Source organism: Microbacterium sp. AZCO (assembly GCF_039614715.1).
Lineage (GTDB): Bacteria > Actinomycetota > Actinomycetes > Actinomycetales > Microbacteriaceae > Microbacterium.
In genome coordinates this window covers 66,893-93,320 of sequence record NZ_CP154857.1, presented here as the reverse complement: position 1 = coordinate 93,320, position 26,428 = coordinate 66,893, and the positions used below count along the sequence as shown (strand labels likewise).

General features: G+C 70.7%; 27 protein-coding genes. 9 read left to right on the top strand and 18 right to left on the bottom strand.

The window, feature by feature from the left end; genetic code table 11:
• Positions 1–21: 21 nt before the first annotated feature.
• The 5 genes from AAIB33_RS00465 to AAIB33_RS00445 all read right to left on the bottom strand — a co-directional run bounded on the left by AAIB33_RS00465 (position 22) and on the right by AAIB33_RS00445 (position 4,859).
• Positions 22–768 (bottom strand): SURF1 family cytochrome oxidase biogenesis protein, encoded by a 747-nt coding sequence (locus tag AAIB33_RS00465; RefSeq protein WP_345803478.1) that lies wholly within the window; start codon positions 766–768, stop codon positions 22–24.
• Between the two features lie 133 nt (positions 769–901).
• Positions 902–2,020 carry a GuaB3 family IMP dehydrogenase-related protein gene (locus AAIB33_RS00460; RefSeq protein WP_345803477.1) on the bottom strand — a complete coding sequence of 373 codons (1,119 nt, stop codon included), beginning with the start codon at positions 2,018–2,020 and terminating at the stop codon, positions 902–904.
• A gap of 57 nt (positions 2,021–2,077) precedes the next feature.
• A complete protein-coding gene (locus tag AAIB33_RS00455) occupies positions 2,078–3,766 on the bottom strand; it encodes an ATP-binding cassette domain-containing protein (protein WP_345801603.1) in 1,689 nt (562 codons plus the stop codon).
• 77 nt (positions 3,767–3,843) lie between these two features.
• Positions 3,844–4,158, bottom strand: a complete 315-nt coding sequence (locus AAIB33_RS00450) for a DUF2277 domain-containing protein (RefSeq protein WP_345801602.1) — start codon at positions 4,156–4,158, stop codon at positions 3,844–3,846.
• Positions 4,159–4,217: 59 nt separating this feature from the next.
• Entirely contained in the window at positions 4,218–4,859 is a 642-nt protein-coding gene (locus AAIB33_RS00445) for a TetR/AcrR family transcriptional regulator (RefSeq protein WP_345801601.1), read from the bottom strand.
• Positions 4,860–4,942: 83 nt separating this feature from the next.
• On the opposite strand from AAIB33_RS00445, the gene AAIB33_RS00440 reads away from it, so the two are divergent.
• Positions 4,943–6,385, top strand: a complete 1,443-nt coding sequence (locus AAIB33_RS00440) for a DHA2 family efflux MFS transporter permease subunit (RefSeq protein ID WP_345801600.1) — start codon at positions 4,943–4,945, stop codon at positions 6,383–6,385.
• 54 nt (positions 6,386–6,439) lie between these two features.
• Here the strand turns inward: AAIB33_RS00440 and AAIB33_RS00435 are convergent, their stop codons facing one another.
• From AAIB33_RS00435 to guaB, 3 genes are all read right to left on the bottom strand, one after another.
• A complete protein-coding gene (locus AAIB33_RS00435; RefSeq protein ID WP_345801599.1) occupies positions 6,440–7,075 on the bottom strand; it encodes a TMEM175 family protein in 636 nt (211 codons plus the stop codon).
• A gap of 143 nt (positions 7,076–7,218) precedes the next feature.
• Positions 7,219–8,079 carry a DUF559 domain-containing protein gene (locus AAIB33_RS00430; RefSeq protein ID WP_345801598.1) on the bottom strand — a complete coding sequence of 287 codons (861 nt, stop codon included), beginning with the start codon at positions 8,077–8,079 and terminating at the stop codon, positions 7,219–7,221.
• A gap of 204 nt (positions 8,080–8,283) precedes the next feature.
• The gene (guaB, locus tag AAIB33_RS00425; protein WP_345801597.1) at positions 8,284–9,786 is read right to left on the bottom strand and encodes an IMP dehydrogenase; all 1,503 of its coding nucleotides are present in this window, start codon (positions 9,784–9,786) and stop codon (positions 8,284–8,286) included.
• A 287-nt stretch (positions 9,787–10,073) separates the two neighbouring features.
• Between guaB and AAIB33_RS00420 the strand changes: the two genes are divergently transcribed.
• The 4 genes from AAIB33_RS00420 to AAIB33_RS00405 are packed head-to-tail and all read left to right on the top strand — an operon-like array spanning position 10,074 to position 14,115.
• The gene (locus AAIB33_RS00420; RefSeq protein ID WP_345801596.1) at positions 10,074–11,363 is read left to right on the top strand and encodes a branched-chain amino acid ABC transporter permease; all 1,290 of its coding nucleotides are present in this window, start codon (positions 10,074–10,076) and stop codon (positions 11,361–11,363) included.
• A 4-nt stretch (positions 11,364–11,367) separates the two neighbouring features.
• Entirely contained in the window at positions 11,368–12,354 is a 987-nt protein-coding gene (locus AAIB33_RS00415; protein WP_345801595.1) for a branched-chain amino acid ABC transporter permease, read from the top strand.
• Between the two features lie 31 nt (positions 12,355–12,385).
• Positions 12,386–13,333 (top strand): ABC transporter ATP-binding protein, encoded by a 948-nt coding sequence (locus AAIB33_RS00410; protein ID WP_345803476.1) that lies wholly within the window; start codon positions 12,386–12,388, stop codon positions 13,331–13,333.
• A gap of 47 nt (positions 13,334–13,380) precedes the next feature.
• Positions 13,381–14,115 carry an ABC transporter ATP-binding protein gene (locus AAIB33_RS00405; RefSeq protein WP_345803475.1) on the top strand — a complete coding sequence of 245 codons (735 nt, stop codon included), beginning with the start codon at positions 13,381–13,383 and terminating at the stop codon, positions 14,113–14,115.
• A gap of 136 nt (positions 14,116–14,251) precedes the next feature.
• Here the strand turns inward: AAIB33_RS00405 and AAIB33_RS00400 are convergent, their stop codons facing one another.
• Positions 14,252–15,532, bottom strand: a complete 1,281-nt coding sequence (locus AAIB33_RS00400) for an ABC transporter substrate-binding protein (RefSeq protein ID WP_345801594.1) — start codon at positions 15,530–15,532, stop codon at positions 14,252–14,254.
• Positions 15,533–15,739: 207 nt separating this feature from the next.
• Between AAIB33_RS00400 and AAIB33_RS00395 the strand changes: the two genes are divergently transcribed.
• From AAIB33_RS00395 to AAIB33_RS00385, 3 genes are read left to right on the top strand one after another with little or no spacing between them, the layout of a single operon-like run.
• Entirely contained in the window at positions 15,740–15,952 is a 213-nt protein-coding gene (locus AAIB33_RS00395) for a heavy-metal-associated domain-containing protein (RefSeq protein WP_345801593.1), read from the top strand.
• Positions 15,949–18,156: a heavy metal translocating P-type ATPase gene (locus tag AAIB33_RS00390; RefSeq protein WP_345801592.1), complete on the top strand. Its 2,208-nt coding sequence runs from the start codon at positions 15,949–15,951 to the stop codon at positions 18,154–18,156. The genes AAIB33_RS00395 and AAIB33_RS00390 overlap by 4 nt, the downstream gene beginning before the upstream one ends.
• A complete protein-coding gene (locus AAIB33_RS00385) occupies positions 18,153–18,476 on the top strand; it encodes a metal-sensitive transcriptional regulator (RefSeq protein ID WP_345801591.1) in 324 nt (107 codons plus the stop codon). Before AAIB33_RS00390 ends, AAIB33_RS00385 begins: the two co-directional genes overlap by 4 nt.
• Before the next feature lie 162 nt (positions 18,477–18,638).
• On the opposite strand, the gene rarD is transcribed toward AAIB33_RS00385, so the two are convergent.
• On the bottom strand, positions 18,639–19,589 hold the full coding sequence (gene rarD / locus AAIB33_RS00380) for an EamA family transporter RarD (protein WP_345801590.1): 951 nt from the start codon (positions 19,587–19,589) through the stop codon (positions 18,639–18,641).
• Positions 19,590–19,732: 143 nt separating this feature from the next.
• On the bottom strand, positions 19,733–20,029 hold the full coding sequence (gene groES / locus AAIB33_RS00375) for a co-chaperone GroES (protein ID WP_345801589.1): 297 nt from the start codon (positions 20,027–20,029) through the stop codon (positions 19,733–19,735).
• 138 nt (positions 20,030–20,167) lie between these two features.
• On the opposite strand from groES, the gene AAIB33_RS00370 reads away from it, so the two are divergent.
• Positions 20,168–21,364, top strand: a complete 1,197-nt coding sequence (locus tag AAIB33_RS00370) for a class I SAM-dependent methyltransferase (protein WP_345801588.1) — start codon at positions 20,168–20,170, stop codon at positions 21,362–21,364.
• A gap of 10 nt (positions 21,365–21,374) precedes the next feature.
• Here AAIB33_RS00370 and AAIB33_RS00365 read toward each other — a convergent pair whose 3' ends face one another.
• The 7 genes from AAIB33_RS00365 to AAIB33_RS00335 form a co-directional block, all read right to left on the bottom strand.
• Entirely contained in the window at positions 21,375–21,857 is a 483-nt protein-coding gene (locus AAIB33_RS00365; RefSeq protein ID WP_345801587.1) for a hypothetical protein, read from the bottom strand.
• Positions 21,858–21,949: 92 nt separating this feature from the next.
• Entirely contained in the window at positions 21,950–23,065 is a 1,116-nt protein-coding gene (gene tsaD, locus AAIB33_RS00360) for a tRNA (adenosine(37)-N6)-threonylcarbamoyltransferase complex transferase subunit TsaD (protein ID WP_345801586.1), read from the bottom strand.
• Positions 23,062–23,559, bottom strand: coding sequence for a ribosomal protein S18-alanine N-acetyltransferase (gene rimI / locus AAIB33_RS00355; RefSeq protein ID WP_345801585.1), 498 nt, complete (start codon positions 23,557–23,559; stop codon positions 23,062–23,064). Before rimI ends, tsaD begins: the two co-directional genes overlap by 4 nt.
• Positions 23,556–24,215: a tRNA (adenosine(37)-N6)-threonylcarbamoyltransferase complex dimerization subunit type 1 TsaB gene (gene tsaB / locus AAIB33_RS00350; RefSeq protein WP_345801584.1), complete on the bottom strand. Its 660-nt coding sequence runs from the start codon at positions 24,213–24,215 to the stop codon at positions 23,556–23,558. The genes rimI and tsaB overlap by 4 nt, the downstream gene beginning before the upstream one ends.
• A 46-nt stretch (positions 24,216–24,261) precedes the next feature.
• Positions 24,262–24,777: a tRNA (adenosine(37)-N6)-threonylcarbamoyltransferase complex ATPase subunit type 1 TsaE gene (tsaE, locus tag AAIB33_RS00345; RefSeq protein ID WP_345803474.1), complete on the bottom strand. Its 516-nt coding sequence runs from the start codon at positions 24,775–24,777 to the stop codon at positions 24,262–24,264.
• 38 nt (positions 24,778–24,815) lie between these two features.
• A complete protein-coding gene (alr, locus tag AAIB33_RS00340; protein WP_345801583.1) occupies positions 24,816–25,940 on the bottom strand; it encodes an alanine racemase in 1,125 nt (374 codons plus the stop codon).
• Positions 25,937–26,311, bottom strand: a complete 375-nt coding sequence (locus AAIB33_RS00335) for a holo-ACP synthase (RefSeq protein WP_345803473.1) — start codon at positions 26,309–26,311, stop codon at positions 25,937–25,939. The genes alr and AAIB33_RS00335 overlap by 4 nt, the downstream gene beginning before the upstream one ends.
• Between the last annotated feature and the right edge of the window lie 117 nt (positions 26,312–26,428).

Genomic DNA, 26,428 nt, shown 5'->3' with positions numbered 1-26,428 from the left:
CGCTTCGGCCCGACAGCCGGCTCAGGCGGATGCCTTCAGGTCCTCGAGGTCTTCGACTTCCTTCTCCCACGCGTCCTTCGCGAGGCGGTACCAGAGATAGAACGCGAAGCCCGCGAAGACGGCCCATTCGATCGCGTAGAAGATGTTGAGCCAGTTGACGCCGGAGCCCTCGGTGGGAGGGGAGGAGTGGATGTCGGTGAGCCCGGCGGGCGCGGACTGCGAGGCGACGTACTGGCGGTACACGCTGAGGCCGTCGACGTCGTGCCACTGCCCGAGGAGCGCAGCGGGCGACATGCGGGTCATCGTCTGGGGGTCGCTGCCGCGCGGCGGCGTGACAGGCCCCTCGTCGGCGATGAGACGACCCCGCACGGTCACGGGCGACCCGCCGGCGGCGGCATCCTTCTCGAGCTTCTCCGCCGCGGCCCGCGCCTCGTCCATCGTCTTGGCCCAGCCGACCGCGACGGCGACCGAGGTCGGCCCCGGCGTCCCGTCGACGCGCAGCTGACCGGTCACCCAATACCCCTCGTCGCCGTCGTTGTAGCGCGTGGAGACGATGAGGAAGTCACCGGGCACGAACGAGCCGCTCACCTCGACCTGCTGCCCGATCAGCGAATCGGTCAGGTACTCGCCTGGCTGGACGACCTCGTCGATGGGCCGGACGACCTCCGTCGCACCGGGGGGCGTCGGGTCGGTCTGAAGCGCGCGGCCCAGCTGCCACTGCCCGAGCCACGCGAAGACGCCCGCGACCACGAGGCACAGGCCGAGCATCGCGATCCAGCGCGGCCGCAGCAGCACCTCCCGCAGGGTCGGCGGGAAGACCTCCACCTCGCCCGCGGTCCCCGAGCCTGTCGAAGGCTCGGGGCGTTTCGACTCGCTTCGCTCGCTCAACGACCGGTCACGCTCATCCGCCGTTGTAGGGCGCGACCACGACCTCGACCCGCTGGAACTCCTTGAGGTCGGAGTACCCCGTCGTCGCCATGGACTTGCGGAGCGCGCCGATGAGGTTCGCCGTGCCGTCCGCGACGGGGGCGGGGCCGTAGAGCACCGACTCGAGGTCGACGAGCTGCTCGACCTTCATGCGCCGACCGCGCGGGAGCTTCGCGTGGTGCGCCTCCGGTCCCCAGTGGTACCCGAGGCCGGGCGCGTCGGTCGCGCGCGCGAGCGCGACGCCGAGCATGACGGCATCCGCCCCCATCGCGAGCGCCTTGACGATGTCGCCCGACGTGCCCACCCCGCCGTCGGCGATGACGTGCACGTAGCGGCCGCCCGACTCGTCGAGGTAGTCACGGCGAGCGCCCGCGACATCGGCGACGGCCGTGGCCATGGGCGCGTGCAGACCGAGGGTCGCACGGGTGGTGGATGCCGCTCCCCCGCCGAACCCGACGAGCACGCCCGCCGCGCCGGTGCGCATGAGGTGGAGTGCCGCCGTGTACGTCGCCGCGCCGCCGACGATGACGGGGACGTCGAGGTCGTAGATGAACTTCTTGAGGTTGAGCGGCTCGGCGACCGACGAGACGTGCTCGGCGGACACCGTCGTGCCGCGGATGACGAAGAGGTCGACGCCCGCGGCGACGACCGTCTCGTACAGCTCCTGCGTGCGCTGCGGCGTGAGCGCGCCAGCGACGGTGACGCCGGCCGCGCGGACCTCAGCGAGCCGGTCGCGCACGAGCTCGGGCTTGATGGGCTCGGTGTAGAGCTCCTGCATGCGTGCGGTTGCCGCCGAGTCGGGCAGCGACGAGATCTCCGCGAGGAGCGGCTCGGGGTCGTCGTAGCGGGTCCAGAGGCCCTCGAGGTCGAGCACTCCGAGGCCGCCGAGCTGGCCGAGCATGATGGCAGTGCGGGGGCTCGTGACGGAGTCCATCGGGGCGCCGAGCACGGGGATCGAGAACTGGAAGGCGTCGATCGTCCAGGCCGTCGAGACGTCCTCCGGGTTGCGGGTGCGCCGCGAGGGCACGACCGCGATGTCGTCGAACGCGTAGGCCCGGCGGGCGCGCTTCGCGCGGCCGAGCTCGATGTCCATGCTCACGTCCCCAGCCTACTCGGCACCCCTGCCCTGCCCCCGCGGGCCGGCGGCGGGTCAGCGGGCGCGGGCGACGCGGCCCTCGTCCCACACGGGATCGGGCGTCTCGCGCACGCGGCCGTCGGCCCCGAACACGAGGAACCGGTCGAACGACCGGGCGAACCAGCGGTCGTGCGTCACCGCCACGACCGTGCCCTCGAAGCGCGCCAGGGCGTCCTCGAGCGCCTCCGCAGAGACGAGGTCGAGGTTGTCGGTCGGCTCGTCGAGGAGCAGCAGCGTCGCGCCGGACAGCTCGAGCAGCAGGATCTGGAAGCGCGCCTGCTGGCCGCCCGACAGCGTGTCGAACGCCTGCTCGGCCTGGCGGATGAGCCCGTAGCGGTCCAGAGCGGAGCTCGCGGCATCCCGAGGCATCCCGGACCGCTCGTCGTCGCCGCGATGCAGGATGTCCAGCAGCGTGCGACCCGAGAACTCCGGATGGCGGTGGGTCTGCGCGAACCAGCCCGGGACGACCCGCGCACCGAGGATCGCGCGGCCCGTGTGCGGCACGGGCTCGAGCGCGCCGCCGACCGTCGTGATGTGGCCGAGGCGTCCGTCGGGGTCGGTGCCGCCGCGCGCGAGGAGCCGGAGGAAGTGCGACTTGCCCGACCCGTTCGAGCCGAGCACCGCGACGCGGTCGCCGAACCACACCTCGAGGTCGAAGGGCTGCATGAGCCCGGTGAGCTCGAGGTGCTCCGCGACGACGGCGCGCTTGCCCGTGCGGGCTCCGCGCAGGCGCAGCGCCAGCTCCTGCTCGGGCGGGCGCTCCTCGGGCGGGCCGGCGTCCTCGAACCGGCGGAGCCGAGTCTGGGCGGCGCGATACCGCGACGCGAAGCCGTCGTTGGCGGCCGCCTTGACCTTGAGGTCGGCGACGAGCGCCTTGAGCTTGGCGTGCTGCTCGTCCCAGCGGCGGCGCAGCTCGTCGAGGCGCAGCATCCTGTCCTCTCGTGCTGCGTGATACGTGCGGAATCCGCCGCCGTGCACCCAGGCGGAGCTTCCGGCCGGGCTCGCCTCGAGCGTCACGATGCGGTCGGCGCCGCGCGCGAGGAGCTCCCGGTCATGCGACACGAGCAGGACGGTCTTCGGCGTCTCGCGCAGTCGCTCCTCGAGCCAGCGCTTGCCGGCCACGTCGAGGTAGTTGTCGGGCTCGTCGAGCAGCAGCACCTCGTCGGGTCCGCGCAGCAGCGCCTCGAGCGCGAGCCGCTTCTGCTCACCGCCGGAGAGGGTCGAGAGGTCTCGGAACAGGGCGCGCGAGTACGGGATGCCGAGCGCCGCGGTCGTGCAGGTGTCCCAGACGGTCTCGTGCTCGTACCCGCCGGCCTCGGCGTAGTCGGCGAGCGCCGTCGCGTACGCCATCTGCGTTTCGAGGTCGTCGCGCTCGATCATCGCGTTCTCGGCCGCGTCCAGCGCACGCGCGGCGCGGGCGATGCGGTCGGGCGCGACGGCGACGAGGAGGTCGTGCACGGTCTGATCGGCGCCGCCGTGGCCGATGAACTGGTCCATGACGCCCAGGCCGCCGCCGATCGAGATCGAGCCCTGGTCGGCTGCGACCTCGCCGCGGATCATCCGCAGCAGCGTCGTCTTGCCGGCGCCGTTCGCACCGATGAGCGCCGTCGTCGACCCTTCGCCGACGCGGAACGAGACGTCGTCGAGCAGCTGCCGCCCGTCGGGCAGCGCGTACGAGACGCCGTTGACGTCGATGTGCCCCATCGTGGCCGCTCCTCACGCTCCTGCGCGCGCGGAGCCGACCAGCTTATCCGGTCGAGGCGACTGTCCCCACCTCGCTGTCAGGAGGCGGCTCGCGCCGCCCGCTTCTCCTGCTGGAAGACCCGCAGCGCCTCGTAGCGATCGGCCGAACGCGCCTTCCGCTTGGCCGCTTCGTCCTCGCGCTTCTTCGGAGGAGCCGTCGTCACGAGGTCGTCGATGAGGTGCCGGGTCGCATGCGCGATCTCCGCCACCGCCCGGTCGAAGACCTCCTGATTCGCCTTGGAGGGCTTCGTCGTGCCGGCGATCTTCCGCACGAACTGAAGTGCGGCGTCGTAGCACTCGGCGTCGGTCGCGGCCGGCTCGAAGTTGTTGAGAGGCACGATGTTGCGGCACATGCCCCCGAGGCTAGGCTCCGAGGGCTCGGATCACCAGGGCCAGGCTCCGACGGCCGAGATCACCAGGGCTCGTCGCCGCGGGGTGCGATGTCGAGGATGTGGGGCAGCTCCGTGGGGAAGCAGGCGCGGAAGAGCTCGGTGATGCGCGGGTCGGACCCGTAGTCGTCGACGAGTCGCATGCCGATCATGACGTTGATCAGCATCCCTTCGGCGAGGAATTTGCGGGCCTCATCGGCGTCGAGCCCCGCCTCGTCGCGGAAGAACTGCCACACCTGGGCGAAGCCGCGGCGCGCCGCCGGTCCGATGACGGGATGGCCGCCGAGCAGCCAGGCGTGCGAGAGGGTCTGGTGCAGGCCCCGGATGCTGAGGAGCTCGACATACGCCTCGCCGATGCGCTTCGAGACGGGCCGATCCGCCGCTTCGTCTGCGAGTGCGAGCCGGAACACGCGCATGAGCTCGTCGAGCGACGCCTGCATCGCCGCGAGGAAGAGGCTCTCCTTCGACCCGAACAGCCGAACGACGTACGGCTGGCTCACGCCCGCGGTCCGGGCGACGTCATCCGTGGTCGTGCCCTCGTAGCCGCGCGCGCCGAACACGGCGATCGCCGCCGTGATGATCTGCTCGCGACGCTCCTCCGAACTCATCCGCCGCCCCGTCGTCTCGGGCCGCGACGCCGTCGTCGTCTCCTGATTCGCGGTCATACTTGACATGTTATCAGTCGATTACTACATTGATCCTCGTCTTAGTAATCATTGGATTACAACCAACCGAGAAAGGAGCTCCGATGAGCGACGTCCTCACCCCCACCCGCACACGAGCGTTCGGGCTCGTCGTGGCCGCGGCATCCATCCCGATGTTCATGGCCACGCTCGACAACCTCGTCATGACGAACGCCCTCCCCGTGCTGCACACCACGCTCGGCGCCAGCGTCGAAGAGCTGCAGTGGTTCGTCAACGCCTACACGCTGGCGTTCGCGAGTGCCATCCTCATCGCCTCGGCGCTCGGCGACCGGTTCGGCCGCCGCACGATCTTCATCGCGGGCATCGCGATCTTCGGCGTCGGCTCGGTGCTCGCGGCGCTCAGCACCGACCCGACGCAGCTCATCGCGGCGCGGGCGCTGCAGGGCTTCGGCGGCGCGGGGGTCATGCCCCTCTCCCTCGCCCTCATCGCGGGCGGGGTCGCCCCCGAGCGCCGGCCGCTCGCGATCGGGATCTGGGGTGGGATCTCCGGGCTCGGCGTCGCGGTCGGCCCGCTCGTCGGCGGGGCCGTCATGGAGGGGTGGAACTGGCAGGCGATCTTCTGGATCAACGTGCCCGTCGCGATCATCGCGATCCCGTTCGCTCTCTTCGCGCTCAACAACGACTTCGGCGCCCGCGCCCGCATCGACGTCGTGGGAGCCGTCCTCGCGGCACTCGGCGTGCTCGCGCTCGTGCACGCGATCGTCCGCGGCAACGACGACGGCTGGTCGTCGGTCTCTGTCATCGCCGAGCTCGTGGCCGGAACGGCGCTGCTCGTCGGCTTCGTCCTCTGGCAGCTCCGCGCGAAGGCGCCGCTCGTGCCGCTGCGCCTGTTCCGCGACCGGTCGTTCACCCTCACGAACATCGTCGGCTTCGGATTCAGCTTCGGCACGTTCGGCGCCGTCTTCATCCTCATCCAGTACATGCAGGTCGTGCAGGGCTCGACGCCCCTCGAGGCCGCGGTGCAGACGACGCCCTGGACGCTCGCGCCCATGTTCGTCGCGCCGCTCGCCGGCATCTTCGCGCCGCGCGTCGGCACCCGGCTCCTCATGCTCTCGGGGCTCGTGCTGCAGGGCATCGCGCTCGCCTGGATCGGACTCACGATGTCGGCGACGCTCGACTACGTGCAGCTCGTGGCGCCGTTCATCCTCGCCGGCGTCGGCATGGGCCTCGTCTTCGCGCCGTCCGCGACGGCGCTCCTGGCGACGCTCGGCGTGCTCGACCACGCCAAGGCGTCGGGCGTCAACTCGACGGTCCGGGAGATCGGCATCGCGCTCGGCACCGCCGTCATGACCGCGATCTTCGTCGGGGCGGGGGGCGCCCTCCAGCCCGATCTCTACGTCGACGCCGCGCGCCCCGCCGTGCTCACGGGAGCGGCCGTGCTCTTCGCCGCCGCCGTCGCGGCGCTGTGGCTGCCGTCCGGTCGTTCTTCACGGGAAGTGGATGCCTCGCCCGAGGCATCCCGTGACGAGGAACTCGCTGCGGTCTGACTCACGAGCGCGAACGGGCCTCGGCGGGAGCCGCCGGGGCCCGTTCCGCGCGAGTCAGGCGGGCCCCACCCGGGTGCGCCCGCGGAGGAGACGCGTGAAGGGCGCGTCGAGGAAGAAGAGCAGGAAGGCGAACGACCCGATGAACGGCGCCGCCACCACCACGAGGGCGGCGATGACGAGGGCGCTGAGCGAGCTCCGTCCGGAGAGCCGGGCCTCCTCGTCGCTGAGATCGGGCAGCATGACGTCGCGGTGACGCAGCACCCACAGGTACTGCAGCCAGCTCGTGAAGATCGCGAAGAAGAAGACGACGGGCATCGCCAGTCGCCCCGCGAGCCAATCCGAATACTCCGTCATCAACCCCGTCGCGAACGGCACGAGCACGATGAAGAGCAGCCGCGCGTTGTTGAGCCAGAGCACCACCGCATCGACCCGCGCGATGTGCTCGAACTGCTCGACGTGGATCATCCACAGCAGGCACAGGAGCCCGAAGCTCAGCACGAAGTTGAGGAAGAGCGGCCACATCCCGCCGAGCGCGGACCACATCGCGGAATCGGAGCCGACTTCGCCGAGCGCGTGACTCGTGAGGTCGAGCACGAGCAGGGTCGCCGCGATCGCGAAGACGCCGTCGGTGAACGCCTCGAGCCGACGGGTCGACTCCGTCGCCAACGGATGGTGCCTGCGCCGGATCACCCGCTCAGGCTAGCGAGCCCGCGCCCGCCGGCGCTCGTTCTTCGCCGGCCGGCTCGACGAAGTTCGGAGATCAGCGCGAAGGTCGGAGGGACGGGTCGAAGAGGCTCCGAAGCTCGCGCGAATGTCCGAAGTCGGTGAGCACCTCACCGTTCACCGTGCAGCCCGATGGCCAGAGCGCGACGGATCGTCGACTCGACCGTGGGCCAATCATGCACGATCTGGGCATAGCTGAAGCGCAGCACGGTGTAGCCGCGCAGCCTCAGCTCCGCGTCCTGCGCCAGATCACGAGTGCGGGCGGCGCTCGTGGAGTGGAACTCGAATCCGTCGATCTGGAGGACGAGACGCTCGCCGACGAGCAGGTCGACGAGTCGGCCCGCGATCTTCACCTGCTGCCGCACGCGGATTCCCCAGCGCGCCAGAGGGACGACGACAAGTGTCTCGAGGCCCGAGTCGGACAGTCCATTCACCTCGTTCGCGAGCTCGCGTGCGGCCGGACCACGCCATCGCACGCTCCGCAGGTATTCGGGCGCGAGTCCCTCCGTGCGAGCCGCCGACTCCCAGAGCACCCGGGCGATGTCATGCGGCTGACACAGGGCGATGTGCGCAAGCGAGTCCTCGATCGTGCCCTCGAGCACGCGGCCCGGGGCCTGTGCGAGCGGCTGCGTCCAATGCAGCACGCCGCTCCAGTCCTCGCCCAGACGAGCAGAACCCGCGCCGGGGTCGAGATGCAGGTGCGGCTCGTCTCCGATGCCCGGCGGCATCCACCACCCCCGGCGCCGGGCGAGCGATACGCACGTCACCCGGCCGCCCGCCCGGGCGGCGAGGACCAGGTCCGCATCGGCCGTCGGCAGAGCGATCCAGGCCCGCCGGATCATATCGGCGCATCCCTCGCGGACGAATGCGCGCAGCCCGACGATCGGAAACCCGGCGCGGAGGAGTGCTTCGCGATGCGCGATGCCACTCCTGGAGCGCAGCCAATCGCCGATCGAGGGCAGAGCTTTCATCCCGCGATCATCCGCGGTGCGCGCCGCAGCGCCGATCGCCGCAGGCGAGTCTGTGGACGGATGCCGGCGCGCGGCCTCTGTCGAGGAGACGGTGCGCCGCCGAGCCACGAACGAACGTCGGAGCTCTTCGCGAAGTCCGGATCCTCGGCCGCGGAAGCTCCGAAGTTCGTCCGAAACTCCGAGCTTCGTCGGCCCGCCCGCGACTCAGCGCTTGTAGTTCGGCGCCTCGACCACGATCTGCACGTCGTGCGGGTGCGACTCCTTGAGCCCCGCGGCCGTGATGCGGACGAACCTGCCCTTGGCCTTGAGCTCGTCGATCGTGCGCGCGCCGACGTAGAACATCGACTGACGGAGGCCGCCGATGAGCTGGTAGGCGACGGCGCCGACCGGACCGCGGTAGGCGACCTGGCCCTCGATGCCCTCCGGGATCAGCTTGTCGTCCGAAGGCACGTCGGCCTGGAAGTAGCGGTCCTTCGAGTACGAGGTCTTCTTGCCCCGCGTCTGCATCGCGCCGAGCGAGCCCATGCCCCGGTACTGCTTGAACTGCTTGCCGCCGACGAACACGATCTCGCCCGGGCTCTCGTCGGTGCCGGCGAAGAGCGAGCCGATCATGACGGTGTCGGCGCCGGCGACGAGCGCCTTCGCGATGTCGCCCGAGTACTGCAGGCCGCCGTCCGCGATCACGGGGATGCCCGCTTCGCGAGCGGCGAGGGATGCCTCGTACACCGCCGTGACCTGGGGCACGCCGACGCCCGCGACGACGCGCGTCGTGCAGATCGAGCCCGGGCCGACGCCGACCTTGACGGCATCCACTCCCGCGTCGATGAGGGCCTGCGCGCCCTCGCGGGTCGCGACGTTGCCGCCGATGACGTCGATGTGGTCGAAGGTGGGGTCGGACTTGAGCCGGAGCACGATCTCGATCACGCCCGCGGACTGGCCGTTGGCCGTGTCGACGACGAGCACGTCGACACCCGCGTCGCGGAGCGCCTCGGCACGCTGCCACGCGTCGCCGAAGAAGCCGATGGCGGCGCCGACGCGCAGGCGACCCTGGTCGTCCTTCGTCGCGAGGGGGTACTTCTCGCTCTTGTCGAAGTCCTTGATCGTGATGAGGCCGGCGAGCTTGCCCGCGTCGTCGATGAGCGGGAGCTTCTCGACGCGGTGCTGCGCGAAGAGGGCGATGACCTCGTTGGCGCCGATGCCGACCTTGCCCGTGACGAGGCCCTCGCTCGTCATGACGTCCTTGACGTGGGTCGTCGTCCGCTCGAAGCCGGAGACGAACCGCATGTCGCGGTTCGTGATGATGCCGACGAGGCGACCCTCGGGGTCGACGACCGGAAGGCCCGAGATGCGGTACTTGGCGCACAGGTCGTCGACCTCGTCGATCGTCGCCTCGGGCGTCGTCGTGATCGGGTCGGTGATCATGCCCGACTCGCTGCGCTTGACGCGGTCGACCTGCGCGGCCTGCTCCTCGATCGACAGATTGCGATGCAGGATGCCGATCCCGCCCTCGCGGGCGATCGCGATGGCCATGCGGGCCTCGGTCACCGTGTCCATCGCGCTGGACAGGAGCGGCGTCGCGACGGTGATGCGTCGCGTCAGGCGGGACGACGTGTCGGCCTCGCTCGGGATGACGTCCGTGTGCCCGGGCAGCAGCAGGACGTCGTCGTACGTGAGTCCGACGAAGCCGAAGGGGTCGTTGTGCTCCATGGGTTCTCCTGCGCGCGCGGCGCGTTGCTCGAATGTGGACGACGACGGCCGGTGCGCAGGGTAACGCGCCGTACTCGATTCTAAGCGAGCGCGCCTGGGAAACATTCCCGAGGGCGGGTGCCGACGACGCGGAGTCGCGATTGCATCACGTATCCACAGCGGTTCCTGAGCGAAACACCGCTGACACATTAGGCTCATAGCGTCGTTCATCACGGCCGATGCGACCCGGAAGCTTCGGCGTGCGCTGTGCCGTACTGGGAGGTTCTGTGGGTCCTACGACTACCGCAATGCGGCGCGCCGCTCCGTGGCTGGCCGCGCTCATCGGCGTGCTCCTCGCCGCGGCCATGGTCTTCATGGGCGCCGGCGGCGCGCATGCCGCGCCCGGCGATGACCAGGAGAAGACGAACTTCTACTTCGCCGGCGTCATCACGTATCAGAACAAGCCCCTCGAGGACGTCGCCGTCTCCGTCGAGGGGAACGGCTTCAAGGCTCAGACCACGACGGACGCCGAGGGCAAGTGGCGCCTGTACGTGCCCGAGAAGGGCGAGTACACGCTCACGGTCGACGAGTCGACGCTCCCCAAGGGGGTGATCGTCGCGGGAGACTCCGCCTCGCAGAAGGTGGAGTTCGGCCTCACCAACACGAAGATCATCAACCTCTTCCTCGGCGAGGGCGTCCGGCAGGTGGCATCCCTCTGGGACCAGCTGCTCGACCGGCTGGTCAACGGCCTCAACTTCGGCCTCCTCCTCGCACTCGCCTCGATCGGCGTCTCGCTCATCTACGGCACGACGGGCCTCAGCAACTTCGCCCACGGCGAGATGCTGACGTTCGGCGCCATCGTGGCCCTCATCTTCGGCGTGTGGCTGGCATGGCCCATGTGGCTCGTGCTCCCGCTCGTCGTGGTGCTGGGAGGTGGGCTCGGCTGGACGCTCGATGCGGGCCTCTGGAAACCCTTGAGACGAAAAGGGCTGGGTCTCGTCCAGCTCATGATCGTCAGCATCGGCCTCTCGCTCGCGCTGCGCTACACGTACCAGTTCTTCATCGGCGGCGGCACGTACCAGCTTCCGGATGCCGGTGCCCCGCGCGACATCCACATCGGCCCCATCTCGCTGTCGTGGATCGACGTCGTCTCGATGGCGACGAGCATCGTCCTGCTCATCGCGGTCGCGTACTGGCTGCTGCGCACGCGCATCGGCAAGGCGACGCGGGCGATCAGCGACAACCCGGGGCTCGCCGCCGCATCGGGCATCAACGTCGATCGCGTCATCCGCATCGTCTGGATCCTCGCCGCCGCACTCGCCGCCATCGCGGGCGTCCTGTGGGCGTACTTCCGCCCCGGCGTCAAGTGGGACATGGGCGGCCAGGTGCTGCTGCTGATCTTCGCCGCCGTGACCCTGGGCGGTCTCGGCACGGCGTTCGGAGCCCTCATCGGCTCGCTGATCGTGGGCATCCTCGTCGAGGTCTCGACGCTGTGGATCCCGTCGGACATGAAGTACGTCGGGGCCCTCGCCGTGCTGATCATCATTCTGCTCGTGAGGCCGCAGGGCATTCTCGGGCGCAAGGAGAGGTTGGGCTGAGGCCATGGATTGGGGACAGATTCTCAACAACACGGCCTACTGGATCTTCAGCCCGGAGACGATCGCGTACGCGCTCGCCGCAACCGGTCTGGCCGTGCACTTCGGCTACACGGGCCTGCTGAACTTCGGTATGGCCGGCTTCATGGCGCTCGGCGCCTACGGCTACGCCATCTCGATCCTGAGCTTCAACCTGCCCTGGTGGCTCGGCATCATCATCGGATGCATCGCCGCGGCGATCTTCGCCGTGATCCTCGGCATCCCGACCCTGCGTCTGAGAGCGGATTATCTCGCCATCGTGACGATCGCGGCGGCCGAGATCGTGCGATTGCTGCTCACGACACAGCTGTTCGACGACTTCACGAACTCGGCGGACGGCCTCGGCGGGTATCACGCGGGCTTCCGCGCGGCGAACCCCTTCCCCGAGGGCACCTACGGCTTCGGCCCGTGGACGTGGACCCAGGATCAGCTGTGGGTGCGCGTCTTCGGCATCATCCTCCTCGGCATCGCGGTCTACCTCGTGTGGGCGCTCATGCGCAGCCCGTGGGGTCGTGTGCTGAAGGGCATCCGCGAGGACGAGGACGCCGTGCGCTCGCTCGGCAAGAACGTCTTCTCGTACAAGATGCAGGCGCTCATCATCGGCGGCGTCTTCGGCGCCCTCGGCGGCGTCGTGTTCGCGCTGCCTTCGGCCGTCGTCCCCGCGACCTACACGACGTCCCTGACGTTCTTCATCTGGACGATCCTGCTCCTCGGCGGAGCGGCCACCGTCTTCGGACCCGTCGTCGGCTCGGTGATCTTCTGGGTCATCATGGGCTTCCTCGACAACGTGCTGCCGGCTCTCGCCCAGTCCGACATCCCGATCCTGTCGGCCATGTCGAGCCAGCAGGCGGGCACGCTGCGCTTCATCCTCGTCGGCGTCGCGCTGATGCTGATCGTGATCTTCCGCCCCCAGGGCATCTTCGGAAACAAGAGGGAGCTGACCTTTGTCAAGTAGCGCCTCAGAACCCACGCCGACGACGGGAAGCATCCGTCGCCCCAAGACGACGGGACTCGCCAAGGGCGAGGGCGTCCCCGGCGTCGCGAAAGTCGACCCCCTCCTCGTCGTCGACAACGTCACCCGCCGCTTCGGCGGTCTGACAGCCGTCGATGTCGAGCACCTCGAGATTCCGCGCAACGCCATCACCGCGCTCATCGGTCCGAACGGCGCCGGCAAGACGACGCTGTTCAACCTGCTGTGCGGCTTCGACAAGCCCAACTCGGGATCGTGGACGTTCGACGGCCAGCAGATCAGCGGCGTCCCTTCGTTCAAGGTGGCCCGCATGGGCCAGGTGCGCACGTTCCAGCTCACGAAGGCGCTGTCGCTGCTGACGGTGCTCGAGAACATGAAGCTCGGCGCGACCGCCCAGAAGGGCGAGAGCCTCTGGGCCAGCATCATCCCGGCGGTCTGGCGCAAGCAGGACAGCGACATCGAGGACAAGGCGATGGAGCTGCTCAAGCGGTTCAAGCTGGACGCCAAGGCCGACGACTACGCGGCCTCGCTCTCCGGGGGACAGCGCAAGCTCCTCGAGATGGCGCGCGCCCTCATGAGCGACCCGACGCTCGTCATGCTCGACGAGCCGATGGCCGGCGTGAACCCGGCCCTCACCGAGTCGCTGCTCGATCACATCCTCGACCTGAAGGACCTCGGCATGACGGTGCTCTTCGTCGAGCACGACATGCACATGGTGCGCCACATCGCCGACTGGGTCGTCGTCATGGCCGAAGGCCGGGTCGTCGCCGAAGGGCCGCCCGACACCGTCATGCAGGATCAGGCCGTCGTCGACGCGTACCTCGGCAGCCACCAGGACGTCGACCTCGGCGTCGTGACGGGCCGCATCGCGGGCGAGCTCGACACGTCCGCCCTCGAGCTGCTCGAGGAGATCAAGGACGAAGAAGCCGCGTCCATCGCAGAGGCCGAGGAGGAGAACAAGTGACCGATCCTTCGACCACCCCGGTGAGCGGGCCTGCGCCGGGACGCACGCTGAGCGACGAGGTCGTCGTCAACGTCACCGACCTCACCGCCGGCTACCTCCCCGGCATCAACATCATCAACGGCGCCAACCTGGTCGCCCACAAGGGCGAGCTCATCGGCATCATCGGCCCCAACGGCGCCGGAAAGTCGACGCTGCTCAAGGCGATCTTCGGCATGGTGAAGGTGCGCGGCGGCGACATCACGGTCGACGGCGAGAGCGTCGTCGGGCTGAAGTCCGACAAGCTCGTGCAGCGCGGCGTGGGCTTCGTCCCCCAGACGAACAACGTCTTCCCGTCGCTCACGATCGAGGAGAACCTGCAGATGGGGCTCTACCAGAACCCCAAGCGCTACGCCGAGCGACTCGACTTCGTGACCGGCATCTTCGCCGAGTTGGGCAAGCGGCTCAAGCAGCGCGCGGGCTCGCTCTCGGGCGGTGAGCGCCAGATGGTGGCGATGTCGCGTGCGCTCATGATGGAGCCCTCCGTGCTGCTGCTCGACGAGCCGTCCGCCGGCCTCAGCCCCGTGCGCCAGGACGACGCGTTCATCCGCGTCTCCGACATCAACAAGGCGGGCGTCACGACGATCATGGTGGAGCAGAACGCGCGCCGCTGCCTGCAGATCTGCGATCGCGGCTACGTCCTCGACCAGGGCCGCGACGCCTACGAGGGCACGGGCCGCGAGCTGCTCAACGACCCCAAGGTGATCGGCCTCTACCTCGGCAGCCTGGGCGCCGACGGGGTCTGACCGAGCCGGACCAGAAGAAGAAGAGGAGTGGATGCCGCCGGCATCCACTCCTCTTCTTCCGTGCCCGCATCCGCGTGACGACGACGGCACGCGAAAGGGCCCCGGATCGCTCCGGGGCCCTTCGCTGCGAGTCGCCTTACTGGTCGATGCGCTTGTTGAGGTTGTCGGCTCCGTACTGGAAGACACCGATGGTGGCCTCGGTCGGGTCGCCGTGCTCGTCGAACGTGATCGGGCCGGAGTAGCCGTCGTAGTCCGCCGTGCCACCGCTCAGGATGATGTCGGCGCACTCCTTGAACGACGTGCACTTCTTGCCGTCACCCGTGCCGCCCGAGACTTCCTGCAGCTTGCTGGCGATGTCGGTCGGGTCGGTCGAGTTGGCCGCGAGCGAGGCGAGCGCGAGGAGCACGACGGCGTCGTACGACTCGTTGGAGTACGAGAAGTCCGTCAGAGCCGAGTTGCCCTCACCCGTCCAGTACGTGTTGAGGCGCTCCTGGAAGTCCTTCGGCGTCGTCGGGCCGGCGGGCGTGGTGCCCTTCGCGCCCTCCATGCTCACGCCCTTGGGCCACTTCTCATCCGAACCGAAGTTCTTCAGGTTGCCGTCGACCAGGTACAGGTCCTTCGCCGGGTAGCCCGCGGCGATGAGCGCCGGACCGATCGTGTAGATCTCGTCGAACGTGATCAGGACGATCGCGTCGGGGTTCGACGCCAGGATCGCGCTGATCTGCGCGTCGAAGGTCGTGTCACCCGTGTTGTACGACTGCTGCTCGACGATCTTGCCGCCCGCGCCCGTGAAGGTGTCCTGGAACACCTTGTTGAGGCCCGTGCCGTAGGAGTCGTTCTGGTAGAGCACCGCGACGTTCTCGTGGCCGTCCTCGGCGACGAGGTTGCCGAGGACCTCGCCCTGGAGCGTGTCGGACGGAGCCGTGCGCCAGTAGAGGTTGTTGTCGTCCCAGTTGGTGAAGTCCAACGACGTGTTGGCCGGCGAGAAGGTGATGATGCCCGCCGCAACCGCGTCGTCGAGGAAGAGCTTCGTGACACCCGAGGACGCGGCGCCGATGGCGGCGGACACGCCTTCCGAGATGAGCTTCTGGATGGTGGTCGCGTACGCCTTGTTGTCGGTGTCTCCCGAGTCGCCCCAGATGACGTCAGGAATCGTGAGGCCGACCTTGGCGTCGTTGATGTCCTGAGCGGCGAGGCCGACACCGGCCTCCTCGGGCGGGCCGAGGAAGGCGAGGGTTCCCGTCTGGGGAAGGATCGTGCCGATCTTGAGGCTGAGATCGACGTTCTCGGCCGGTGCAGCGCTCGACGACGAACCCGATCCGCCGCCGGAGCATCCGGCGAGAATGAGGGCGCTCGCGCCGGCGATCGCGATGGCGCCGAGGACCCCGGCCTTACGCGAGCGAGTGAAGACGCTCATATTGCTCCTTGCTGTGGATGGATGCGGGCACGGCTCGGGCGCCGCCCCAGTTCCATAAACCTAATCGGGCGCCGGTCTCTTGTGTATTGCCTTTCGTTAACGGTTTGTAACGCTGTGGAGAGGTCTCCGTCGGCCCCGGAATACCCCGACTGGGTATACCGTTGAGGACGGGTACCCCCTAGGGGTATCGGACGAAGGAGAATGCACATGACGACGAACGAGTACCGCGTGACGGGCATGAGCTGCGGCCACTGCGAGGCCAGCGTGCGGCGTGAGGTCTCCGCGCTGACCGGCGTCGAGGCCGTCGAGGTCAGCGCCGCATGGGGCCGGCTCGTCGTGCGCTCCGCTGCCGACGTCTCCGATGAGGCCGTCATCGCGGCGGTCGACGAAGCGGGCTATGAGGCGGTGCGGGTGGCGTGAGCGAGAAGACCATCGAGCTCGAGATCTCGGGCATGACGTGCGCCTCCTGCGCGGCGCGCGTCGAGAAGCGGCTCAACCGCCTCGACGGCGTCGAGGCATCCGTCAACTTCGCGACCGAGCGCGCGCACGTCGTCGCGCCCGCGGGCCTCGAGGCCCGCACGCTCATCGCGGAAGTGGAGAAGACCGGCTACGGCGCCGCACTCCCCCAGCCGGTGCACGAGCACGAGCACGCTCATCACGCCGAGCCCGAGCTCGCCTCCCTGCAGCGGCGGCTGGTGGCATCCATCGTCCTCGCAGTGCCGGTGATCCTGCTCTCGATGATCCCGGCGCTCCAGTTCGCCGGCTGGGAGTGGGTCGCACTCGCGCTCGCGACGCCGGTCGTCACCTGGGCGGCGTGGCCGTTCCACCAGGCGACGTGGGTCAACCTGCGGCACGGCGCCGTGACGATGGACACCCTCATCTCCATCGGCGTCACCGCCGCATACGGGTGGTCGGTCTACGCGCTGCTCTCCGGCGGCATGGGACACACCTACCTCGAGGTCGCCGCGGGTGTGACGATGTTCGTGCTCGCAGGGCGCTACTTCGAGGTGCGCTCCAAGCGGCAGGCGGGCGCGGCGCTGCGGGCGCTGCTCGAGCTCGGCGCGAAGGACGTCGCCGTCCTTCGGGAGGACCTGGTGTCGAGGGCGCCGATCGAGGTGCGCATGCCCATCGATCAGCTGCGGGTCGGCGACGAGTTCGTCGTGCGACCCGGCGAGAAGATCGCCACCGACGGGCTCGTCGTGTCGGGCACCTCCGCGGTGGACGTGTCGACCGTGACGGGAGAGTCGGTGCCCGTCGAGGTCGCACCGGGTGACGCCGTCGTCGGCGCGACCGTCAACGCGGGCGGACGCCTCGTCGTCCGCGCGACGCGGGTGGGCGCCGACACGCAGCTCGCCCGCATGGCCCGGCTCGTCGAGGAGGCGCAGTCGGGGAAGTCGAACGTGCAGCGGCTCGCCGACCGCATCTCGTCGGTCTTCGTCCCGGCCGTCATCGGGATCGCCGTCGTCACGCTGGTCGTCTGGCTCGCGCTCGGCGCGACACCCGAGGCCGCGTTCGGCGCCGCCGTCGCGGTGCTCATCATCGCGTGCCCGTGCGCCCTCGGGCTCGCCACCCCCATCGCCCTGCTCGTCGGCACGGGCCGCGGTGCCCAGCTCGGCATCCTGATCCGCGGGCCCGAGGTGCTCGAATCGACCCGCGCCGTCGACACCGTCGTGCTCGACAAGACCGGCACCGTGACGACCGGGCGGATGTCGCTGGCCGACATCGTGCCCGCGCCGGGAGTCGATCGCGCCGAGTTGCTGCGGCTCGCGGGTGCGATCGAGCACGCGTCGGAGCATCCCGTCGCCCAGGCCGTCGCCCGGGCGGCTGCCGCGCAGGGAACCCTCCCGGTGCCGGAGTCGTTCGAGAGCCTCGCGGGCGCCGGCGTCTCGGGAGTGGTGGAGGGTCACGCCGTGGTGGTGGGTCGCACCGCGCTTCTCGCGGACTGGGCCCTCTCTCTCGACTCCGAGCTGGACGCCGCCGCGCGTCGACTCGAAGCCGACGGGCGTACGACCGTCGCGGTCGCGTGGGACGGCGAGGTGCGGGGGCTCCTCGCGGTCGCCGACGGCGTGAAGCCGACGAGCGCCGCGGCCGTCGCACAGCTGCGCGGACTCGGCCTGCAGCCGGTGCTCCTGACCGGCGACAACGAGTCCGTGGCACAGCGCGTCGCCGCGGAGGTTGGCATCGACCGCGTCGTCGCGGGCGTGCTCCCCGCCGAGAAGGTGGCCGTCGTGCGCGGACTCCAGGCGGAGGATCGCTCGGTCGCGATGGTCGGCGACGGCGTCAACGATGCGGCCGCACTCGCCCAGGCCGATCTCGGACTCGCGATGGGGACGGGGACGGATGCCGCGATCGAAGCCTCCGACCTGACCCTCGTGCGCGGCGACCTGCGCAGCACGGGCGACGCCATCCGCCTGTCGCGCGCGACTCTGCGCACGATCCGCATCAACCTCTTCTGGGCCTTCGCCTACAACGTGGCGGCGATCCCGCTCGCGGCGCTCGGCCTGCTCGACCCCATGATCGCCGGCGCGGCGATGGCGTTCTCGAGCGCCTTCGTCGTCGGCAACAGCCTGCTGCTCCGTCGCTTCCGCAGCCACGCGGACGACTCCGTGAAGGAGACACGATGACCCTCGCAGAGACGCCGTCCACGGCGCACGACCACTCGGCCCCCCACGGGTACATCACCGACAAGGACAAGTACCTCAACCGCCTCAAGCGCATCGAGGGCCAGGCGCGCGGCATCCACAAGATGGTGGAGGACGAGAAGTACTGCATCGACATCCTCACGCAGATCAGCGCGCTGACGTCGGCGCTCGAGGCGGTCGCGATCGGCCTCCTCGACGACCACCTGCGGCACTGCGTCGTCGATGCGGCGCGGCTCGGCGGCCCAGAGGCCGACGCGAAGATCGCCGAGGCGACTCAGGCGATCGCGCGCCTCGTGCGCTGAGCCCGCTCCGCGCGGTGCGCCCGCTCCGCGTTTGGGGTCGGCTCGACGCGTGCGCCCGCTCGGCCTGCGGACGCACCACGCGGTGCGAGATCCTCGCAACGTCGGACCGACACGCCGTGAGGCATCCGACGGCGCGCAGATCTCCGACGCTGCGGCGAGGGGTCAGGTCAGCTCGGCGACGTCGGACGGCGCATCCTCGACGACGCGCGAGGTGCGGGCGCGGCGAGCCGCGACGACCGAGTCGACGGTCAGGAGGATGAGCGCGACCCAGACGAGCGCGAAGCCGATCCAGCGCTCGGGCGGCATCGGCTCGCCAAGCAGCCACACGCCGATGACGAACTGCAGGATCGGCGCCGCGAACTGCAGGATGCCGATGAGCGTCAAGGGCGCGCGGCGCGCGCCGGCGGCGAAGAGGAGGAGCGGCACGGCCGTGACGACGCCCGCGAGGCTCAGGAGCACCGTGTGCAGCGGCGTGCCCTGGCCCATCGAGAGCCCCGCCGTCGCGGCGACGACGATGAGCTGGATGACGGCGATCGGGGTGAGCCACAGCGACTCGAGGGTGAGGCCGCTGATCGCGTCCACCGAGGGGCCGATCTGCTTCTTCACGAGGCCGTAGAGGCCGAAGCTGAAGGCGAGGGACAGCGCGATCCAGGGGAACGACTGATAGCCCACCATGATCACGATGACGGCGGATGCCGCGATCCCGAGCGCGACCCACTGAGTGATGCGCAGCCGCTCGTGCAGCACCGCCACACCCAGCAGCACCGTCACGATCGGGTTGATGAAGTATCCGAGGCTCGTCTCGACCACGTGCCCCGTGAGGGTCGCGATGAGGAAGACCTGCCAGTTGACGTAGATGAGGGCGCCCGCCACCATCGTCCACACCACGAGCCGGCGGTTGCGCAGGATCGCGATGAGCTTCGGCCACGTCCGCGTGACCGTCAGCAGGAGGGCGCAGAAGACGAGCGAGAGCAGGATGCGCCATGCGACGACCTCGAACGGGCCCGTCGGCGCGAGCAGCAGGAAGTAGAGGGGCAGGAAGCCCCACATGACGTACGCGGTGAAGGCGTACACCCCACCCAGGGCGGTCTCGCGGGAGGGCTCGGGGGTCACTTCACCAGCCTAGAACCGTGCGCGGGGGCTCCGGCCGGGCGCGGCATCCCTCCCCTGCCGACCAGCGGTGGATTCCTGCCACCCGCGCAAAGCGGAAGGACCCGGATGCCGAAGCATCCGGGTCCTTCCAGAAAGAGCAGTCCTCAGCGGACGACGACCGCGAGCACGTCGCGAGCCGACAGGACGAGGAAGTCGTCTCCGCCGAACTTGACCTCGGTGCCGCCGTACTTGCTGTAGATCACGCGGTCGCCGACGGCGACGTCGAGCGGGACGCGGTTGCCGTTGTCGTCGATGCGGCCGGGGCCCACCGCCACGACCTCGCCCTCCTGGGGCTTCTCCTTGGCGGTGTCGGGGATGACGAGGCCACTCGAGGTGGTCTGCTCGGCCTCGACCTGCTTGATGACGATGCGGTCCTCGAGCGGCTTGATGGAAACCGACACGGGTCTACCTCTGCTTTCCTTGAGACTTCAAGACTCGTTAGCACTCGCAGGTGGCGAGTGCTGATCCAGTCTAGGCGGCGGGCTGGCACTCATGCAACGTGAGTGCCAATCAGCGTCATACGGCACTACCCTGGCCCGATGGACCTGGCCGAGCTGACGGCGCTGCTGACCCCCGAGGGCCTGCGGCTGCTCGATGAGCTGCCCGCGGTCGAGGCGGCCGCCGATGTCGCGCGGACGGTCTCGCGGCTGCGCGCGGCGGGCCACTCGCCCGACCTCGTGTCGGCCGTCGTCGGCCAGGCGCGCCTGCGCGTGCGCGCGCAGGCGAAGTTCGGGCCCTTCGCCGACCGCATGCTGTTCACGCGCGCGGGCCTCGAGCAGGCGACGCGGCTCTCGATCGCGGGGCGGCACGCCGCGCGGTTCCGGGATGCCGGCGTCTCGACGGTCGCCGACCTCGGATGCGGCATCGGGGGCGACGCCCTGGGGCTCGCCGCGCTCGGGCTGCGGGTCGTCGCCGTCGACGCCGACGAGGTCACGGCCGCCATCGCCGCGTACAACCTCGCGCCGTTCGGCGAGGACGCCACGGTGCTGTGCGCTCGGGCGGAGGAGGTCGACCTCCCCGACGTGGATGCGTTCTGGCTTGATCCGGCGCGGCGGACGGCGGGACACAGCGAGACCACCCGCACCCGCCCCGAGGACTGGTCGCCGTCGCTCGACTGGGTGTTCGACCTCGCGTCGCGGCATCCCACCGGCGTCAAACTCGGGCCCGCGCTCGACCGCGCGCTCATCCCCGACAACGCCGAGGCGCAGTGGGTCAGCGCCGATGGGTCGACGATCGAGCTCGTGCTTTGGTCGGGCGCGCTGGCCCGGCCCGGGGTGCGGCGGGCCGCGCTCGTCGTGCGCGGCGACGCGGCGGCGGAGCTGACGGCGGAGGGGGATGCCGAGGACGAGCCGGTGCGCGAGCTCGGCGCCTACGTGCACGAGCCCGACGGCGCGATCATCCGCGCGCGGCTCATCGGCGACGTCGCCCGGTCGCTCGACGCGGGGATGCTCGACGAGCACATCGCCTATCTGACGTCGGACTCGGCGCTGACGTCGCCCTTCGTCGCCTCGTTCCGCGTGCGCGAGGAGCTTCCCGCCGATACGAAGAAGCTCGCCAGGGCGCTCCGCGAGCGCGGCATCGGCCGGCTCGAGATCAAGAAGCGCGGCGTCGACATCGACCCGTCGACTCTGCGGAAGGCGCTCGCACTGCGCGGGGACGAGTCGGCGACGCTCATCATGACGCGTCTCGGCAGCCGCCGCGTGGCGCTGCTGGCCGACCGCGTCGCTGCCGCCTGATCGGCCAGGGTCAGCCGATGAGGCCCGCGCTCGTCGCGGCGAAGAGGAGCCACCCCGCGCTGTAGAGGAGCGACAGCCCGCCCAGGGCGATCGCCCAGACGGCGACGGCGCGGCTCTCGAGCGGACGGCGGAGTGCCAGGATGCCGGCGACGATGCCCGCGAGGCCGAGGGGGAACCCCCACCCGACGAAGAGCGACACGACGAGGCCGAGGATCGAGAAGACGAGCGCCCACGCGCCGACGCCGCGCTGCGGCGCCTGCGGCTCCGGCATCGCCCAGAGGATCTCGGGCTGCTCCCCGTCGGGCTCCGCGGGAGCGGACTGCGACGTGATCTCGACGGGCCCCGTCGGCAGGCGCTGGAAGCCGCCACGATGGCCGCCGGGCAGCACCGACTCCGACGACACCGGACCGAGCTCCGGCGTGGCCGGCCCGAGCGGCGTGCCCGGCGCCGTCGGCGTGCCCGACCCCGTCGGCGTGCCCGGCGGGGAGGGCATGCCCGGCCCGGTCGGCGTCCCCGGCCCCACCGGCGTGCCCGGCGCGCCGGCATCCCGAGCAGCCGGTCGCTCGCGCGGGGACTCGCCGTCGCTCACACGGCCCCCGCGACCTGGATCTCCGTGACGGGCAGCGTCGAGTCGGCCCCGAAGGCGAGCGTCGAGGGCGGTCGTCCCGACATGATGAGCTCGGACGCGAGCGCCGCGATCATCGCGCCGTTGTCGGTGCACAGCGACAGCGGCGGGATCCGCACGGTCACGCCCGCGGCATCCGCCCTCTCGATCGCCACGTCGCGCAGGCGCTTGTTGGCGATGACGCCGCCGCCGAGGAGGAGGCGCGGGACCCCATGGTCCTTGCAGGCGGCGAGCGCCTTCGTCACGAGCACATCGACCACCGCCTCGCGGAAGGAGGCGGCGACATCCGCGACGGGAACGGTCTCCCCCGCCGCCTGACGCTGCTCGATCCACCGTGCGACGGCGGTCTTGAGCCCCGAGAACGAGAAGTCGTAGCGGTGCGCCGCCATGTCGGACGCCCGCGAGAGTCCCCGGGGGAACGGGATGGCCTTCGGGTCGCCGTCCGCCGCCGCGCGGTCGATCTGCGGTCCGCCCGGGTACGGCAGACCGAGGATGCGGGCGACCTTGTCGAAGGCCTCGCCGGCGGCGTCGTCCATCGTCTCGCCGAGCAGTTCGACGTCGGTCGTGAGGTCGCGCACGAGGAGCAGCGACGTGTGTCCGCCGCTCACGAGGAGGGCGACCGTCGGGTACTCGAGCGGGGGCGCGTCGGAGTCGAGGATGTCGGCGGCGATGTGCCCGACGAGGTGGTTCACGGCGTAGAGCGGCGCGTCGAGCGACACGGCGAGCGCCTTCGCGGCGCCGACGCCGACCATGAGCGCGCCGGCGAGACCCGGCCCGGAGGTGACGGCCACGGCATCGATGTCGGCGAGCGTGACGCCCGACTCGGCGAGCGCCGCCTCGATCGAGGGCTGCAGCGCCTCGAGGTGGGCGCGGGCCGCGACCTCGGGCACGACGCCGCCGTAGCGGGCGTGCTCGTCCATGCTGCTCGCGATGGTGTTGCTGAGGAGCGTGCGGCCGCGCACGATGCCGATGCCCGTCTCGTCGCAGCTCGTCTCGATGCCGAGCACGAGCGGCTGCGCGCGCGCCTCCGCCGGCGCCTGCGCCTGCGCCTGCGCGTGCGCCTGTCCGAGGGTCACGTGCACACCCCCGCATCGTCCGGATCGACGGTCCGGTGCGCCGCCCATGCGCGCACGTCGAGACGCATCACGACCGCGTCGACGTCGTCCGGCTGGTAGTACCGCGGGCGGCGTCCGACGTCGGCGAAGCCCTCCGAGACGTAGAGCGCGTGCGCGACGGGGTTGTCGGCGCGCACCTCGAGGAAGACCTCCTGCACGCCGCGGGCGGATGCCTCCGTGAGCAGCGCCTCGAGGAGCGCGCGTCCGCGGCCCCGGCCACGAGCGGCCTCCGCGATGGCGATCGTCTGGACGTCGGCATCCCTCGATCCCTTCGGCGCCCGCAGCCCGCCGTAGCCCAGCAGCCGCCCGGCCTCCTCGAGCACGACGTAGTAGCCGTGGCGCGAGGCGAGCTCTTCACGCATCATGGCGTCCGACCACGCATCCGTCGGGAACGAGGCGCGCTCGAGCGTCATGATGGCGCCGAGGTCGTCGGGCGTCGCACGGCGCAGGGTCATGCCGTCACCCGCTTCGGCCCCGCCGACGGCGTGACATCGGGCGAGCGCAGGTAGAGGGCGTCCGCGGGGCCGATCGTGCGGCCCGCAGAAAGGGCGCGCCCCGCGGCGAGGGCGAGGATCGCGGCCGGGATGCGGTCGGCGTCGCGGCGCAGGACCGCCCGCTCGGCGAGGATCGCGTCGAGGTCGTCGCGCGGAGCGAGAGCCGGCTCGGACACGCGGACCGGCAGTCCGTCGTCGTCGATGCCCCGATAGACCGTGTATGCGAACTCGCGCCGGCGTGCGTCGGTCACGACGGCGAACGCCTCGTCGTCCGTGTCGTCCCGGCCGCCCGTGAGCGCCGCGTGCAGCAGCAGCTCGAGCGCGACGGCGTCGTGGCTCACGACCGGCACGACTGGCACGCCCCGTCCGAGGGCGAACGCGCGCGCCGCCGCAATGCCGACCCGGAGTCCCGTGAAGGGGCCCGGTCCCATGCCCGCGGCGACATGCGTCACGTCGGAGGGTCGGATGGATGCCTCTGCCAGCGCGTCGGCGATGAGCGAGCCGATCACCTCGGCGTGCCCGCGGGGGTCGCTGCTCTCGCGCTGCGACCGTACGACGCCGTCGTGCTCGACGACCGCGACGGCCGAGCCGAGGGACGTGTCGATGCCGAGGATCACGCCCTCCAGGCTAGTCGGCGCTCACGTCGGAGGTCGTGTCCGCCGCTTACGGGCGGTGCGTGAGGGTCACGAGACGCGGGGCCGCGGCATCCATCTCCGCAGCGGCGGGGCCGCTCGTGCCGCAGGCGGAATCGAGGCCCGTGCCGCCCCACTCGCGGTCGAGCTCGAGCTCCCACCACGAGTCGGCGATCGCGTCGACGAGTCCGCGACCCCACTCGACGACGACCACCGACGTGTCGAAGTCGATGTCGAGGTCGTCCAGTTCCGCGGCGGAGCCGAGGCGGTAGGCGTCGACATGCACGAGCGGCGCACCGCCGACGAGCGACGGGTGGGTGCGGGCGATGACGAAGGTCGGGCTCTGCACGGGCCCGCGCACGCCCAGGCCGGCGGCGATCCCGCGCGTCAGGGTCGTCTTGCCCGCGCCGAGCGGCCCGGTCAGGACCAGGATGTCGCCGGGGCGCAGCATCCTCCCGATCTCAGCACCGAATCGCTCCATGTCGTCGGGCGAGCCGATCTCGCGGCTCCCCGCGAGCGTGTCGAGTCCGTTCGTCGTGGTGTCCATACCCGCCTCAACGCCCGAGCCCGCCTCGGCGTTCCCGCTCACGACGACACCTGCCGGCGCGGCACGCGGGGCCCGATGCGCGTCACGATCTCGTAGTTGATGGTGGATGCCGCGGCCGCCCACTCGTCGGCCGACGGCAGCCCGAGCGTCGCATCGCCGAAGAGCACAGCTTCGTCGCCGACCGCCACCGGGTGATCGCCGACGTCGACGACGAGCTGGTCCATCGCGATGCGCCCGGCGACGCGGAATCGCGCGCCGCCGATCGAGACGGGCCCCGCGCCCGATGCCTGGCGCGGAACGCCGTCGGCGTAGCCGAGGGGCACGAGCGCGAGGGTCGTCTCGCGCTCGGTGCGGTAGTCGTAGCCGTACGAGACACCGTGGCCCGCCGGAACGCGGCGGACAGCGGCGACGGGCGCGCGAAGGGTCATCGCGGGGCGCAGCCCGAGATCGCCCGAGTCCCGGTCGTCGAAGGGCGAGAGGCCGTAGATCGACACACCGAGTCGCACGCAGCCCAGTCGCGACTCGGGCAGGGCGATCGCCGCGTGGCTCGCGGCGATGTGCCGCAGAGGGGGTGCGAGACCCGCCGCGGCCGCGACGCCGAGGGCGTCCTGGAAGATGCGGAGCGCGGCGCGATCGTCGTCGGCCGACGCGTTGGAGAGGTGGCTGAACAGGCCCACGACACGGAGCTTGCCGATGCGCTCGAGGCGCGCCGCCTCGGCGAAGACCACCCCCGCGTCCTCGGGGGCGATGCCGTTGCGGCCGAGGCCGGTCTCGAGCTTGAGATGCACGCCCACGGGGCGATCGACGGATGCCGCGGCCGACGCCTGCAGCAGCTGGTCGAAGCTCGAGATGCCGAGCTCGATGCCGACGCCCGCCGCCTCGCCGAAGTTCGCGCCGGGCGCGTGCAGCCATGCCACGACCGGGGCCATGACTCCCCCGCGACGAAGCGCGAGCGCCTCGCCGATGTCGGCGACGCCGAGTCGCGTCGCACCGCCCTCGAGCGCCGCGACGGCGCTGCGGACGGCGCCGTGGCCGTAGCCGTCGGCCTTGACCACCGCGATGACCTCGGAGCCGGTCAGCCGGCGGAGGTGCCGCACGTTGGCGGTGATCGCGCCGACGTCGATGGTCGCCTCCCGCAGCACGCCGGCGGGGAGGCGGCTCACGGGAGCACCCCGGCAGAATCGACCGACTCGGCGACGACGTAGGCGGTCGCCATCCCGGCGTCGTGCGAGAGCGAGAGGTGGAGCGTCGAGATGCCCCGGCTGCGTACCACATCGGCGGTCGAGCCGCACAGCACGAACACGGGGCGGCCGGATGCCTCGGACGCGACCTCGATCTCGGTCCAGTGCAGTCCGTCGGAGCCGCCGAGGGCCTTGATGAGCGCCTCCTTCGCGGCGTAGCGCGCTGCGAGGGAGCGCACCGGACGCTCGCGCTCCGACGCCGAGAAGAGCCGCTCGAGCAGTCGCGGCGTCCGCTCCATCGTCCGCTCGAAGCGCGGGATGTCGACGAGGTCGACGCCGATGCCGACGATCACCTGGTCTCCCCTCCGCCTCTCCGAGACCGGCGCGGGAGCGGCATCCGTCACCCTATCGCGCATCGCCGAAAGCCCCGGCGGGTTCAGAACAGTAATGCATCGCACCGATTCCGTGGC